Raw genomic sequence first — 14,611 nt, forward strand, 5'->3', positions numbered from 1 at the left:
CACGATTATTCTCGCTGATCGCTTAATGATTTAATTTTTGATTTGCACTCAGACTTTAAGGAGTCCTTGTGAGTAATATATTTGATGTAATGGAATCAACGGTACAAACCTACGCTCGCTCTTTTCCGGTGACCTTTAATGAAGCCCGCGGCGTCCATTTATTTGATAATACCGGTAAGCGCTATTTAGACTTTTTAGCCGGTGCCGGTACCTTAAACTACGGCCATAACCACCCCGAGCTTAAAGCAGCACTGATTGAGTATATTCAAAATGATGGTATCGCCCATGGTTTGGATATGCACACCACGGCCAAAGCGGCTTTTTTAACTAGTCTGCAGCAGATCATCCTAAAGCCTCGTGGTATGGATCATGTCGCCCAGTTTACTGGCCCAACCGGGACTAACGCCGTAGAAGCGGCGATGAAGTTGGCGCGTAAAGTGACGGGTCGTAATAATATTGTCGCCTTTACTAATGGCTTTCACGGCGTGAGCTTAGGTGCTCTCGCTGCCACCGGTAACCAGCACCACAGAGGTGGCGCCGGGACTTCGATGGCTGATGTGAGCCGCCTCCCTTATGATGGTTACCCAGGAGCGGGTGAAGATAGCCTGTTATTATTTGAAACCATGCTTAACGATAACTCCAGCGGTCTTGATAAGCCGGCGGCAGTATTGTTTGAAGTGGTACAAGGCGAGGGTGGTTTAAACGCTTCTTCCTTTAAGTGGTTACAGCGTTTAGAGAAAATCTGTCGCGCCCACGATATCTTAATGATTGCCGATGATATTCAAGCAGGCTGTGGCCGTACCGGTACCTTCTTTAGCTTTGAACCAGCCGGTATTAAGCCTGACATTATTACCTTGTCTAAGTCACTAAGTGGCATGGGGTTACCCTTTGCGTTAGTACTGCTGCGTCCTGATCTGGACCAATGGGAGCCGGGTGAGCATAACGGTACTTTCCGTGGTAATAACCACGCATTCGTTACCGCACGTAAAGCGCTGGAGCTGTTTTGGAAAGATGACACCTTTGGTGCCGATATTCGTAAAAAAGGCGAAATCTTAACGCAACGCATGCAAGGCATTGTAGATCGCTTCCCTAAACTGTATGAAAAAGTGAAAGGGCGTGGTTTGATGCAAGGTATTGCCTGTCATGAAGGTGAGATGGCAAGCATTATCACTAAAAAATGCTTTGAGCGCGGCTTAGTCATTGAGACCGCTGGCCCAGACGGTGAAGTCGTGAAGTGCTTATGCCCACTGATCATCACTGAAGAGCAGCTAAACCAAGGTTTAGACTGGTTAGAAGAAGCGTCAGCTGAAGCTGATGCAGAGCGTATGCGTAAAGCCTCATAAAGTAGCATTGCTGCCAGCCTCGTTGCTGGCAGTTTTATTTCATTGCTAAGGCGAGTCCTTAGCGCACAGTCACAAATTAAGGAAATCCCATGATAGTACGTACCTTAGCCGAATGTGAGCAAAGTGAACGCCGTGTTAAGTCTGAGACTGGCACTTGGGAAAGTACGCGCATGTTGTTAAAAGATGACAATATGGGCTTTTCATTTCATATCACCACTATTTATGCCAATACCGAAACTCATATTCATTATCAGAACCACTTGGAGTCTGTGTATTGCATGAGCGGCGATGGTGAAATTGAAGACTTGGCTGATGGCAAAATTTATCCCATTAAGCCGGGCACTTTGTATATTTTAGACAAACACGACAACCACTTATTACGTGGTGGCAGTGAAGATATGAAGTTAGCCTGTGTCTTTAATCCGCCGCTAAGCGGTAAAGAAGTACATGATGCCGATGGCGTTTATGCTTTGGATAGCGAATAAGTCTCATGCTGCAAGCGGGAGTCCGCTCCCGCTTACGAGCATTTTCACTGGGCAGGTTCAGGTATGCTTCCAGGCCCAATGAAAATGTGCGACTACAGCTAAGATCTGTTTTTAAAAAAAGGAATAGATGTGTCACACACAGTAGAAAAAATTGGCGGTACTTCGATGAGCGAGTACCAAGCCGTGCGCGATAATATTATTTTGCACAATCGCACTCCCGAGCAGTATTACCAGCGCCTGTTGGTGGTGTCTGCCTTTGGTGGCGTCACCGATGGTTTATTAGAATGTAAGCGCACCGGTGCGCCTGGCGTCTATGCGACCTATGCCGATGCAGAAGATGACAGTGCGTGGGAGCAAGCCCTCGATAATGTGCTTAATCGCATGGCGCAAATTAATGAAGATATGTTTGGCTTAAGCCCAGAGCGAGCGTTAGCCGACTCATTTTTACAAGAACGCATTGCCGGTATCCGGGAATGTTTGCATCACTTGCGCCAAGTTTGCGCCTTTGGTCAGTTTCAATTAGCTGAACAGCTACAAACCATTCGTGAGTTATTAGCAGCCATGGGTGAAGCGCACAGTGCCCATAATATGGTGCTTTATTTACGCCAAAGTGGGGTAAATGCCGTATTAATGGACTTAACGGGATGGCGCAGTGATGAAGCGCTGCCGCTCGATGAGGTGCTAACTCAAACTCTAGCGCGCTATGATCTTAGTAGTCAGTTACCCGTCGTCACCGGCTATGCCCATTGTAAAGAAGGCTTAATGAGTCGCTTTGATCGCGGCTACAGTGAAATGACGTTTAGTCGCTTAGCTGTGCTCAGTAAGGCCCGTGAAGCCATTATTCATAAAGAGTTCCATTTAAGCAGTGCTGATCCTCGCTTAGCCGGTGAAGACCAAGTGATCCCCATTGGCCGTACCAACTATGATGTGACCGATCAGTTGTCTAACTTAGGAATGGAAGCCATTCACCCGCAAGCGGCTAAAGGCCTGCGCCAAAAAGATATTCCACTGCGGGTGCGCAATACTTTTGAGCCGGATCATGAAGGCACCTTGATTACCACCGATTACCGTAGCCCGTCTCCTTGTGTGGAGATGGTCGCAGGGCGGCGTAATATCTTTGCCGTTGAGTTATTTGACCAAGATATGGTGGGGCGGGTTTCTCATTACGCAGAGTGCTTTACCGATGAATTGGATAGCATGCGCTTAAACTTAGTGTCTAAAGACATGAATGCTAATACGCTGACTTACTATATTTCCGGTAACCGTAAAACCGTGCGCACGTTAGTGGCGGCGTTACAGCGTCGTTTTGAAAACGCCGATATTAACACTCATAAAGTTTCTGTAGTCTCGGCGGTAGGCAGTGATATGAGCATTCCTGGTTTATTAGCGCGCTCAGTTGCCGCCCTTAATAAAGCCGGCGTACCCGTGCGAGCCGTTCACCAATCGCTGCGTGCGGTTGAGATGCAGTTTATCGTTGATGATGAATACTACGAGCAGTCAGTGGTGTCGCTACATGATGAACTGGTGCAAACGGATGCAGAAACTGTGGCGTTAGCCGTGGCATGAAATGAATCGCCATAAGCTTGCTAGTTTTTAGCGAACGTTAAACACCGCCTTAGCAGGCGGTGTTTTTGTTTGACTTCCCTGAAGGCGTGATTTTTGGCACACTGCGCCATTAATTGATAAAGGGGATTGGTGATGGCAAAGCGAGCCTGTGCCTTACATATTTTAGTGAACACTGAAGCTGAATGTTTGGCCTTAAAAGAACAATTACGAAAAGGCGCTGACTTTCATAAGCTAGCTAAAAAGCACTCTACTTGCCCCTCCGGTAAACGAGGCGGAGACTTAGGGGAATTTAATAAAGGCGATATGGTGGGCTCGGTAGATAAAGCGGTATTTTCAGGCCCTGAGTTGGCTATTCAAGGGCCGGTGAAAAGTCGCTTTGGTTATCATCTAATTAAAGTCTTGTATCGCACTTAAGTGATATAACCGACCTTTTAAGGAGTTGCGCGCAACTTGTTCGGTCATTCTTACCTGTCAAGGAGTGCGCATGTTTCTTGAACATATCCAAATTCGTAACTTCTTAGGTTTAAACCAGTTGTCGCTTACGCTTAATCAAAGCACCGCTTTAATGGGCGAGAACGCCTGGGGAAAAACTAGCCTCTTTCGTGCTCTGTTTCGACTCATGGGTCAAGGCGGCTGTTGTTATCAATTTTTGGATGATGACTTTTATCGTCATGAGTCTGATGACTCGATCAATGACTTATCCATCACGCTGACTTATCGTGAGCATCGCCCTGGAATTAGTGAGCATTCTTCGCGATTAGCGCGCCTTGCGCCGGCGTGGGTAAAACACAAAGATGGCTTTCATCGTATTCACTATCGCGCCAGTGCTAAGCGCAAGGGTGAAAAAGTCCATAGTTATCACGGCTTTCTAAATGGCGCGGGCGCTGAGTTAATCGTTGATAATAGCGCGTTATTAGTGCACCAACTCATTGAAATGAATCCGGTGTTTCGCCTTCGAGATTCACGCGGTATTCCCCAAGACTTACCGATAGTGAGTTTAAGTGGCGATTATGATCTGTTATTAACGCAATTGAGTGAGCAGCTGGCGGCGTCGGATGAGCTGAGTCAACAAGATATAAAAGCCGGTCTGGATGCGGTGCGCCAATTACTTGAGCACTATTTTACGCCACAAGGGGCCACTAGCCGCGCCCCACGCCGCGCCCGTGATATTGCGATGCACCCAGTGACCTTAAGCCAGTTAGGACGCTTTAATAACTGGCAGCCTAAAGGAGAAGAAAGCGGCTTGTCGCTGGCATTATCCGCCATAGCGCACACTATTTTACAAGCGCGCGGCGGTCGTCCTATTGAGATTGGCGCGCGTCCTTTATTATTAATTGAAGATCCAGAGAGTCGCTTGCACCCGACGGTGCTCGCAGCGACCTGGGGGATATTGGATCGCTTTCCGGGGCAAAAACTCGTTACCACTAATTCAGGTGACTTACTGTCGGCGTTTCCACTGCATCATTTGCGCCGCTTAGTGCGCTATAAAGAGCAAACTAAAAGCTTTCAAATCGGTAATGAAAAATATAACGGCGAAGATATGCGCCGTATCGCTTTTCATGTGCGCATTAACCGTCCCATGTCTTTATTTGCGCGCTATTGGTTATTAGTAGAGGGCGAAACGGAGATATGGTTACTGAATGAACTGGCGCGAATTTGTGGCTATGTGCTACCTGCGGAGGGCATTCGCATTATTGAATTTGCCCAATGTGGCTATAGCCCCTTGCTTAAAGTAGCCAGAGATTTTGGTATTGGTTGGCATTTATTAACTGATGGTGATGAAGCCGGGCAAAAGTATGCGCAAGGTGTGCGCAATCAATTACGCAATGAGCGTGAGGAAGACCGCCTCACCGTGTTGCCAAACGTTGATATTGAACATTATTTATATGCGAATGGCTTAGAGCCTATTTTTCGCCAAGAAGCACAAATTTATGACAGACACACGCCCGTGAGTCGCATTATTGAACGTGCCTTGAGTCGGCGTAGTAAGCCGGGCATGGCCTTAGCAGTGGTTGAGGCTATTGAGTTGCAGGGCAGTCATAAAGTGCCGTTAGAAATTCGTCGTATGTTTGCACGTATGATAGCGAATGCACGTCGTCAACGTTAACTGAGTTATTTTTGGAGATGTCATGACAGACTTACTCGCTGGGCGCTTATTTGCGCCACTCGCGCTTTCGGCCATTGGCGCGTTGGCGTTATTAGTATTGGTATTAATGAAAGGTGACTTATGCCCCGGTCAACGTCGGCGGATTAGTGATGGTCTAGTATCGGTGTGGGCGGTATTGGGCTTAAGTTTAATGCTCGGCGTAGAAGCTAAGGTGCCGTCGCTGATGCTGGGCTGGGGCGCGCTTACTTTAATAATGGGGTTGGCCGTATTAGTTTATCAAGCCCGCCTAGCAGGAAAACGCAGCCTCAGTATCACTTGGCAGTGGCCTGCCAGCTTAATGGCTGCCGGCTTAGCGGTGTGGATTATGTTTCGCGTGGGGCCGGCTGGGCTTTTTATGTTAGGCGCTGGGGGTTGTGTATTTGGCCATTTAATCATGGTACGCGCCAAGCACCGACTACAAGCATTTAATGTGTTACTGCCCCTGGTGGGTGTGGGCTTTAGCCTGCTCTTTACCTTGGTATTAGTAGTACAAGCTAGTATTCAAGCCGATGCGTTAGTGATTGAGTCATTAGTGTGGCCCTTTGGTCAGCTCTGTGGCTTAGTGTTAGCGGGAGCCTTAGTGTGGTTATGGCCGGTATTTAGAAAAGAAGCGACCTCGCCTCCTGTGCTGGCGGTTGCTACCTTGTTAATTTTAGGCGCACTTACCTTGGGGCAAAGCATTATTTGGCAGTTAGCCTAATGGGGTTGGTAACATTAATTAAACAGCAAAAAAACTCATCCTGATAAACAATTTCTCTCGTTGAGCTTGAGCCGTAAGGCTCCTAGAATGCGCGCCTCAAATCCGGAGGCGTCATGCGATTAATTCCCCTTTATCTACACCTTATCTTGCTTACTTTAGGTAATGCGTTTTTGCTAACCTTAGTGGCGGTGTATTTAAGTGCACAGGGAACGCCGGCGGCACAAATTGGCTTAGTGGGCTCCGCTTTTTACTTAGGCATGCTGGGCGCGAGCTTTTTTGCCGATCATTTTATTCAACGCTTAGGGCATATTCGCGCGCTGGTGTGCTGTTGTTTAGTGCTAGGTGTGGCCGCTTGGGCGCTCACTTGGACTAATTTATTACCGGTGTGGCTGTTACTGCGCATGTTAGCTGGCATGGCTGCGGCCATTGGCTTTGTGGCAGTAGAAAGCTGGGTGTTGGGAGCATCTCCCCTTAATAAGCGCTCTTTTGCGATGGCGCGTTATATGTTGATTTATTATTTCAGCTACGGCATTAGCCAGCTATTTATCGACTGGGTCCCAACTCTGGGCGCAACGGGTTTTATGGTGGCTACCGGTTTATGTTTTTTGTCCATGCTCCCGCTGTATTGGGCAAAGCAGCCAGACTTACACACTCAAAGTGCTACTGAGATGGCGGTGATGCCTACGGCGCGCGCCGATCGTACCTTAGGGCTAGTAGGGTGCTTAGTGGCAGGCATGCTACTGGGAACCTTGTCTTCTTTAATGCCGATTCAGCTTGAGCAGTTGGCGTTAGGAGAGGAAGTGGGTTTATATATGGCTTGGCTTATTTTATGTGGCATGGCTTTTCAGTTACCTAATGGCGTCTTGGCCGATACCTTCGGTAAACGCATTATGATGGTCGTACAAACGGCCATGGTAGCAGTGGGCTGTGTAATATTGTGGGAATATGACAGTAAAAGTGCTCAGTTAATTGCCTTTGCCTTATTAGGTGGCGGGGGGTTTACTTTATATCCCACCACTATGTCTTATGCCTGCGGAAAAATGCAGGGGCGAGCCTTAGTTAAAATGGCACAAAAGCTTATGTTCACTTATAGCATTGGCTCGCTCACCGGCCCCATGATCGCCGGCATTATGTTAGAGCGCCAGCAAGGTGGCTTGTTTTTATTTGTGATGTTGCTAGTGAGTGGCTGGGCAGTGGGATTACTCATGATGCGCTTGCTCGCCGATAAGCCAGTGGGCACCACTATTTAATTTATTACTCTTTTATTGTGATTTTTATGAATGAACACCGCGCTTAGCTGTGTTCATTTTTGTTTGTGCGCTATATGTTAGGTAATATGATCGGTCCTTTCACCTTTGCCTTCTTGGAGGCCAGTATGAAATATAAAGCTTACTCAGCAGTGGCATTAGCAGGCGCGCTCGCATTGGCTGGCTGTGCCAACCCCGATGTGTATTCAGGCGATGTGTACGGCAGTCGCGCCGCTAAACAAGCGCAAAGTGTGACCTATGCGACCGTTACTTCTGTGCGCCCCGTACTTATTCAAGCCGGTGATGAAAATCCTAACTTAATTGGTACTGTGGGCGGCGGTGCAGTAGGGGGTATTTTAGGTCACCAAGTGGGTGGCGGAACCGGACAAGCCCTTGCCACCGCAGTAGGTGCGATTGCCGGCTCTATGGTGGGCTCGCGTGCCGAAGATAAATTAAGCCAAGTAAAAGCTTATGAAATTGAAGTGAGAACTGATAGCGGTGAAAATTTAATCGTAGTACAAAAAGCGGATCGGACTTGGCAGCCCGGACAACGCGTACGCTTAGTGGGTTCAGGAAGTAATCTTAGCGTTGCCCCTTATTAATAGGCTTATCACTTAACAAAAAGGCGCCCTAGGGCGCCTTTTTGTTGTAAAGAGGGTAGTAATTATTTCTAGGGTAGTGCTTTTATTATTGTTATTGCTTTTTACAGTGCGGACTTCCTGGGCTCATTTACATCTGTGCCAAGGAAGGCGCAGAGATAGCGACTAATGCAGCGCCGACTGTAAAAATGATAGTAATAATTAACTCTTTCATTTTTTAACCTTCCTCGTTGATTGACTGTGCATTGAATATACGCCACTTCCGTTGGCTTTTCAAACGCTAAATTGAAAATATGAGCGTTATCATCAAAAATAGTGCTCAACGTCTCATTTTTGGTACTAATGCTTTCTGTAGCGGACTTTATAATTCACCTTTCATAGTGATTTTTTCATTTTTATTAATTACAAGTTATTTAATAACAACGACTTAAGTGATTTTATGGTGCCAAAGAAATACTTGGGGTTGAAAGCATTCCGAGAAAATAGTTTATCAATATAGCGCAGCTTAGTAATTTAATTAAGAAGTTACTTATATAAAAAAGACATTTATTGGTTGAAATTCAATCATAGATTTATTTTAAACTGACTTGACTGTCAAAATCTCGCGAAGCTGGTCTTATAAACAAAATAGATGAGTAAATGAGGTACTTGGGGCTTAGCTACCAGCCGGCGGCTAAATAATGGCGGCAGCCAGCCATTAAGATCACTCGAACGTCGTTTTCTGCTACACTGCGCGCCAGTTTTAATCTGAGACTTGGAGTGGGCGTGACGCAGTCGGTGGAGCAGTGGCAAGCACAATTAACAAAATGTCGTGGTAGTGACCGTGCGCGCTTAAGTGCGCGTTTACGGGGAGCGGCAAAACTTGCTCACCCTAAGCAAGCACAAGTACTGCAAAAGCTAGGGGGCGATATTCAACGCTCTATTATTGAGCGCCAACGCCGCCACGCGTTATTAGCCACCGCCATCCAATATCCGATTGATTTACCGGTGAGTGAGCAGCGAGAGTTAATTAAAAGCACTATCGCTGAGCATCAGGTGGTGATCATTGCGGGCGAAACAGGCTCTGGTAAAACCACGCAACTGCCAAAAATGTGCTTAGAGCTAGGCTTAGGAGTCGAGGGCACCATAGCCCATACTCAGCCCAGACGACTGGCTGCTCGAAGTGTGGCGGCGCGCTTAGCACAAGAGTTACAGTGTGAGCTTGGCCAACGAGTGGGTTATAAAATTCGCTTTAATGACCAAGTGAGTGAGCATACTCAAGTCAAACTGATGACGGATGGCATCTTACTGGCAGAAATTCAGCAAGACCGACAGTTGCGTCAATATGACTGCATTATTATTGATGAAGCGCATGAGCGCAGTTTAAACATCGATTTTATTATGGGCTACTTAAAGCAACTGCTGCCTAAGCGCCCCGATCTTAAAGTGATTATTACCTCAGCGACCATAGATCCAGAGCGCTTTGCTGAACACTTTAATCACGCTCCTATTATTAGTGTCTCAGGGCGCACTTATCCGGTAGAAGTGCGCTATCGCCCCTTTGAGCAAGACCGCGATCAACAACAAGCCATAGTGGAAGCCGTCGCCGAGCTCAGCCAAGTGGGTAATGGCGATATTTTAATTTTTTTAAGTGGTGAGCGTGATATTCGTGACACCGCTGATACCCTGCGAAAACTACAGCTGCGCCATACCGAAGTGGTACCCTTGTATTCACGTTTGTCCAATGCCGAGCAAAATAAAATATTTGAACCCCACTCTGGGCGGCGCATTGTACTGGCTACTAACGTCGCCGAAACTTCATTGACAGTACCCGGTATTCGCTATGTCATTGACCCAGGCACGGCGCGCATTAGTCGCTACTCTTATCGTACTAAAGTACAACGCTTGCCTATAGAGCCGATTTCTCAAGCCAGTGCTAATCAACGAATGGGGCGCTGTGGGCGCGTAGCGGCAGGCGTTTGTATTCGTTTGTATAGTGAAGATGACTTTAATAACCGACCTGAGTTTACCGATCCTGAGATCTTGCGTACCAATCTTGCTTCAGTAATTGTACAAATGCTGGCTTTAGGCTTGGGTGATATTGCCGCTTTTCCTTTTGTACAAGCCCCCGAGCGCAAATTTATTAATGATGGCATCCGTCTTTTAGAAGAGTTGGGTGCAGTAAGCGTTTTACAAAACAAACTGGCCTTAACACCGCTAGGTAAAGAGTTAGCGAGTCTGCCGGTAGACCCGCGCTTAGCGCGTATGGTGCTGGCGGCGCGTGAGTTAGGTTGCGTGAAAGAAGTAATGATTATTGTAGCGGCCCTGAGTATCCAAGACCCTCGGGAGCGTCCGCAAGATAAGCAGCAAGCTGCCGCTGAGCAGCATCAACGTTTTGCTGACACCGACTCAGATTTTGCCGCTTATATTAATCTTTGGAATTACGTTAAAGAACAACAAGCCTTGCTGAGTAATAACCAGTTTCGAAAACTGTGTCAGAAAGAGTTTTTAAATTATTTACGCCTGCGTGAATGGCAAGATATCTACAGCCAATTACGCCAAGTGCGCGACTTAGGTTTTTCACAAAACCGTGAGCCTGCTATTAGCGATAATTTACATGAAGCGCTATTAAGCGGTTTATTAAGCCAAGTGGGCATGCGTGATGGCGATAAAAGAGAGTTATTAGGCGCTCGTAATACGCGCTTTATCCTAGCTCCCAATTCTAAACTAGCTAAAAAGCCACCGCGCTGGTTAATGGTCGCAGAGTTAATGGAAACCCATCGCTTATATGGGCGCATTGCGGCAAAAATTGAACCACAGTGGATAGAGCGCCAAGGTGGCCATTTATTAAAAGCCCATTACAGCGAGCCTCACTGGTCAAAAAAGCAAGGGGCGGTAATGGCCTTTGTGAGCCTTAATTTGTTCGGACTGCCGGTAGTGGTACGAAGAAGAGTAAATTACAGCCAAGTTGATCCTACGCTTTGTCGTGAGCTTTTTATTCGCCATGCCTTAGTAGAAGGAGACGTTCATACCCGACATGCTTTTTTTCATCATAACCAAGCATTATTAAGCCAAGCTGAAACATTGGAGCATAAGTCGCGCCGTCGAGATTTGGTGATTGATGATGAAACGCTGTTTGAGTTTTATGATCAAAAACTACCTGCAGACATCGTCTCGTTACGCCACTTTGATAAATGGTGGAAGTCGCAAGCTAAAGACCAAGTACAACTGTGGCACTTTAATACTGAAATGTTGCTCAATGACAGCGCTAAACAGGTGAGTGCCACCGATTATCCTGATACTTGGCATTATGACGGGGTTGCTTTAGCGCTTGAATATCAATTTGAGCCAGGGCTTAAAGAAGATGGCGTTACGGTCACCATTCCCTTGCCCTTGCTTAATCAAATTCAGCCCCAAGCGTTTGTGTGGCAAGTGCCAGGGCTGCGCCGCGAGCTAATTATTGGCTTAATAAAGTCGTTGCCTAAGCCAATGCGCAAGCATTTTGTGCCCGCCCCTAATTTTGCCGATGCACTGTTAGCCGCCATGCCTGCTCAAGAAGGGTCATTATTAGTACAAATGGAAAAGCAGCTGCGCCGTATGACCGGGGTTAGTGTGCCTGAAGAGCAATGGGATTGGTCGGCGCTAGCGCCTCATTTATTAATGCGCTTTAATATTGTGGATGCTAAAGGAGAAACCTTGGCGGTGGGGCGAGATCTTGCGGCGATTAAATTATCTTTGCAAGGGCAGGTGCAAACCGCCCTTAGTGATGCGCTGGATGAAGATCGCCTTGAACAAACTAACCTTCGGGATTTTCCAGCGCGCACCATTCCCAAAACATATGAAGCTAAACGAGCAGGGTTTGCAGTTAAAGCGTATCCGGCCTTGGTGGATCACCAAGATAGTGTGGCCTTAACTTTATGTGAAGATGAAGTGACTCAAGCCCAGACCATGTGGCAGGGACAAAGCCGTTTATTGTTATTGCAACTTCCATCCCCTATTAAATACTTACATGAAAAGCTGCCGAATAAGGCAAAGTTAGGCTTGTACTTTAATCCTTATGGTCGAGTATTGGATTTAGTCGATGATTGTATTCGCGCAGGCGTAGAAGTGTTAATGCGCCGTTATCACGCCCCAGCTTGGAGCCCAGATGAGTTTGCAATACTTAAAGACCAAGTAGGGGGTGAGCTAAATCACACCGTAGCCGACATTGCCTTGCAAGTAGAAACCTTATTAAGCCAAAGCCATGAGATTAAAAAGCGCTTAAAAGGAAAAATTGACCTATCTCAAGCGATGGCCATGACGGATATTCAGGCACAGCTTAATAATTTGATTTTTAAGGGCTTTGTTACCGTGACTGGGGGCGAGCGTCTCTTGGAGGTGAGTCGCTATTTAACGGCGATACTGCGCCGCCTTGAAAAGCTACCCATAGATCCTAACCGCGATCGATTGCAATTATTAAAAATTCAGCAAGTCCAAGACGCTTATCAAGCATTATTAAATAAACAGCCCAAAGGCCAAGCCTTGCCTGCTGAGATTTTAGAGATCCGTTGGATGATTGAAGAGTTGCGCGTGTCCTTTTTTGCTCAAACTCTGGGTACGGCTTATCCCATTTCAGAAAAGCGTATTTTGCAGCAAATAAATAATAGTTAATTGCTCATCTCATAAGCGCGAGAGTAGGTGGCTTTATGTTGTGGGCAGGGAGGGAGCGTGCTATGATTTGCGCGCATTTTATCGGTGAGTGTCGGTCGCAGCACTCACCACCTACTTATAGAGAGAAAATTATGTCATTCGTATTTGAAGCTGAAGTTCGTTCAGACTTGGGGAAAGGTGCGAGCCGCCGCCTACGTCATGAAGACAAAGTACCTGCCATCGTTTATGGCGCAGGCCAAGAGCCAGTAGCTGTTGCACTGGATCATAAAAAAGCCATTATCGCTCAAGCCGAAGATAGCTTCTACTCAGAAGTCTTGACTTTGGTTATCGATGGTAAAGAAGTGAAAGTACAGGTTAAGGACGTACAACGTCATCCTTTCAAACCTAAACTGACTCACTTAGATTTCATCCGCGCTTAATACGAATGAAACGAAAAAAGCCGCCTACAAGGCGGCTTTTTTGTGCTTAGTTTCTTTGGCGTTTAGTGGGCGCTAGTAGTAAGCTTTGCTCAATGGCAATAAACTTATCTGCTGCCTCCATCAAGGCTTTAGCGCTAAGCGCCGCCACGCCATACACTTCGACCCGCTTAGCGTAATGTTGTCTTAAATGCTGTGCTAATATGGCAAAGTCGCCATCCCCAGAGAGTAATACTAGCGTATCGGCTAAGGCCACTGACTCCAACATATCAATCGTAATCCCCACATCCCAATCGCCTTTAGCGCTGCCATCGGTGCGTTGAATAAAAGGTTTTAGTCGTAACGTAAATCCTAATTCCTGTAGCTTATGTTGAAACTGGCGCTGCTTAGCATCGTCTCTGTCTATGGCGTAGGCATAAGCGACGACAAGGTGGCGATTAGCGCTAGCCTGCGCTAAAAAAGCGCTGTAATCAAACTGCTGAGCAAAGGTATGACGACAGGTGTAATAGATATTTTGTACATCCACAAATAGCGCGACTTTTTCCATAGACATAGCTTTACTCATGTAGTGTGGGGCGGGGCCATAGTGCAACTGAAGTCATTAAGGTACAATGAGCTTTATTTTATTAAGCAAAAGCCACTCATGACCCTTATAGACATAGACAAAGTACGTTATCGCCGCCATTTAAATCACGTTTTCATTGGCAGTGGTGTGGCGCTGGCCGTGTTAAGCTTATCTTTGTCCCAGCTGTTAATTTTCTTATTTCCCGATGACAGTGGGAGTCATTTTCACTGGAACGCCCTAGGGGTGGTGATTGCCGCAGCCATTGTCGGCTTTTGCCTTAGTCACTATCGCCATCATACTTATTTACGAGAAGTCTTGTATGTTTGGGAGTTAAAGCGGGCGCTAAACAAAATTACGCGTAAGATGCGCAAAGTTGAAGCCGCCGCTCAACAAGGCAATGAGCAAGCTATGCAAACCTTACAGTTTAGTTACGCCGGCTCACGCCAGCTTTGGCAACTGGATGATAATATAATAATCATGGAAGAGTTAGCCATTAAACAGGCGGAACTGGATGCGCTAGCCGAGCGGTATAAGATCACACTGGACGCTGAGCGCTATCAAGAGCACTTTTTAACTGAGTTTTAAGTTGTAATGCATACTTTGTTTGCTCGCCAACGAGCACTGCGCAATAAACGCTTAACTAAACAGCCCATCTTAGCTTTTTACTCTAGTAAAGGTGAGCAATGGCGCGTTGAATTGCGCTGTGGTCACCACCAGCTTCTTACTCATCAGCCACCTTTTCACCAACGACCTTGGTTGCTAAGTCCTGCCCTTCGCCACGCCATGGTAGGCTGCTGGCTGCCTTGTAAAGAATGCTAAACACGGCGTAATGGCAAGTTTTTTCTCAAAAACACACTTTTATTTTTACTCATACTTAAGCTACGTCAAAGAACAGCCATAAAATAAATATTTTAT

General features: G+C 46.7%; 13 protein-coding genes. 12 read left to right on the top strand and 1 reads right to left on the bottom strand.

The features are described 5' to 3' along the window. The first annotated feature begins 68 nt into the window (after positions 1–68). From ectB to rplY, 10 genes are all read left to right on the top strand, one after another. Entirely contained in the window at positions 69–1,343 is a 1,275-nt protein-coding gene (gene ectB, locus CBP12_RS02795; RefSeq protein WP_232455129.1) for a diaminobutyrate--2-oxoglutarate transaminase, read from the top strand. Between the two features lie 89 nt (positions 1,344–1,432). Continuing rightward, the gene (locus CBP12_RS02800; RefSeq protein ID WP_086962746.1) at positions 1,433–1,828 is read left to right on the top strand and encodes an ectoine synthase; all 396 of its coding nucleotides are present in this window, start codon (positions 1,433–1,435) and stop codon (positions 1,826–1,828) included. A gap of 129 nt (positions 1,829–1,957) precedes the next feature. After that, positions 1,958–3,394, top strand: a complete 1,437-nt coding sequence (locus CBP12_RS02805) for an aspartate kinase (RefSeq protein ID WP_086962748.1) — start codon at positions 1,958–1,960, stop codon at positions 3,392–3,394. Between the two features lie 132 nt (positions 3,395–3,526). Next, a complete protein-coding gene (gene ppiC, locus CBP12_RS02810) occupies positions 3,527–3,808 on the top strand; it encodes a peptidylprolyl isomerase PpiC (RefSeq protein WP_086962750.1) in 282 nt (93 codons plus the stop codon). A 70-nt stretch (positions 3,809–3,878) separates the two neighbouring features. Further along, complete coding sequence (locus tag CBP12_RS02815) at positions 3,879–5,501, top strand: DUF2813 domain-containing protein (protein WP_086962752.1); 1,623 nt, start codon at positions 3,879–3,881, stop codon at positions 5,499–5,501. 22 nt (positions 5,502–5,523) lie between these two features. Beyond that, on the top strand, positions 5,524–6,240 hold the full coding sequence (locus CBP12_RS02820; RefSeq protein WP_086962755.1) for a hypothetical protein: 717 nt from the start codon (positions 5,524–5,526) through the stop codon (positions 6,238–6,240). Between the two features lie 113 nt (positions 6,241–6,353). Beyond that, the gene (locus tag CBP12_RS02825) at positions 6,354–7,490 is read left to right on the top strand and encodes an MFS transporter (RefSeq protein ID WP_086962757.1); all 1,137 of its coding nucleotides are present in this window, start codon (positions 6,354–6,356) and stop codon (positions 7,488–7,490) included. 125 nt (positions 7,491–7,615) lie between these two features. Beyond that, positions 7,616–8,089: an outer membrane lipoprotein gene (locus tag CBP12_RS02830; protein WP_086962759.1), complete on the top strand. Its 474-nt coding sequence runs from the start codon at positions 7,616–7,618 to the stop codon at positions 8,087–8,089. A gap of 762 nt (positions 8,090–8,851) precedes the next feature. Then, positions 8,852–12,715 carry an ATP-dependent RNA helicase HrpA gene (hrpA, locus tag CBP12_RS02835; protein ID WP_086962761.1) on the top strand — a complete coding sequence of 1,288 codons (3,864 nt, stop codon included), beginning with the start codon at positions 8,852–8,854 and terminating at the stop codon, positions 12,713–12,715. Between the two features lie 131 nt (positions 12,716–12,846). After that, on the top strand, positions 12,847–13,134 hold the full coding sequence (gene rplY / locus CBP12_RS02840; protein ID WP_086965320.1) for a 50S ribosomal protein L25: 288 nt from the start codon (positions 12,847–12,849) through the stop codon (positions 13,132–13,134). 46 nt (positions 13,135–13,180) lie between these two features. Here rplY and CBP12_RS02845 read toward each other — a convergent pair whose 3' ends face one another. Continuing rightward, positions 13,181–13,684 carry a LabA-like NYN domain-containing protein gene (locus CBP12_RS02845; RefSeq protein WP_232455130.1) on the bottom strand — a complete coding sequence of 168 codons (504 nt, stop codon included), beginning with the start codon at positions 13,682–13,684 and terminating at the stop codon, positions 13,181–13,183. Between the two features lie 90 nt (positions 13,685–13,774). Between CBP12_RS02845 and CBP12_RS02850 the strand changes: the two genes are divergently transcribed. Next, the gene (locus CBP12_RS02850; RefSeq protein WP_086962766.1) at positions 13,775–14,281 is read left to right on the top strand and encodes a DUF3087 family protein; all 507 of its coding nucleotides are present in this window, start codon (positions 13,775–13,777) and stop codon (positions 14,279–14,281) included. 6 nt (positions 14,282–14,287) lie between these two features. Continuing rightward, positions 14,288–14,515, top strand: coding sequence for a DUF3565 domain-containing protein (locus CBP12_RS02855; RefSeq protein WP_086962768.1), 228 nt, complete (start codon positions 14,288–14,290; stop codon positions 14,513–14,515). Positions 14,516–14,611: the final 96 nt, after the last annotated feature.

This window comes from Oceanisphaera avium, from assembly GCF_002157875.1.
GTDB lineage: Bacteria > Pseudomonadota > Gammaproteobacteria > Enterobacterales > Aeromonadaceae > Oceanimonas > Oceanimonas avium.

What these genes read in the sequence shown, in the direction of transcription:
- CBP12_RS02800 (WP_086962746.1), top strand. Translation starts at nt 1,433, where the DNA reads ATGATAGTACGTACCTTAGCCGAATGTGAGCAAAGTGAACGCCGTGTT.
- ppiC (WP_086962750.1), top strand. Translation starts at nt 3,527, where the DNA reads ATGGCAAAGCGAGCCTGTGCCTTACATATTTTAGTGAACACTGAAGCT.
- CBP12_RS02815 (WP_086962752.1), top strand. Translation starts at nt 3,879, where the DNA reads ATGTTTCTTGAACATATCCAAATTCGTAACTTCTTAGGTTTAAACCAG.
- CBP12_RS02820 (WP_086962755.1), top strand. Translation starts at nt 5,524, where the DNA reads ATGACAGACTTACTCGCTGGGCGCTTATTTGCGCCACTCGCGCTTTCG.
- CBP12_RS02825 (WP_086962757.1), top strand. Translation starts at nt 6,354, where the DNA reads ATGCGATTAATTCCCCTTTATCTACACCTTATCTTGCTTACTTTAGGT.
- CBP12_RS02830 (WP_086962759.1), top strand. Translation starts at nt 7,616, where the DNA reads ATGAAATATAAAGCTTACTCAGCAGTGGCATTAGCAGGCGCGCTCGCA.
- rplY (WP_086965320.1), top strand. Translation starts at nt 12,847, where the DNA reads ATGTCATTCGTATTTGAAGCTGAAGTTCGTTCAGACTTGGGGAAAGGT.
- CBP12_RS02845 (WP_232455130.1), bottom strand. Translation starts at nt 13,684, where the DNA reads ATGTCTATGGAAAAAGTCGCGCTATTTGTGGATGTACAAAATATCTAT.
- CBP12_RS02850 (WP_086962766.1), top strand. Translation starts at nt 13,775, where the DNA reads ATGACCCTTATAGACATAGACAAAGTACGTTATCGCCGCCATTTAAAT.
- CBP12_RS02855 (WP_086962768.1), top strand. Translation starts at nt 14,288, where the DNA reads ATGCATACTTTGTTTGCTCGCCAACGAGCACTGCGCAATAAACGCTTA.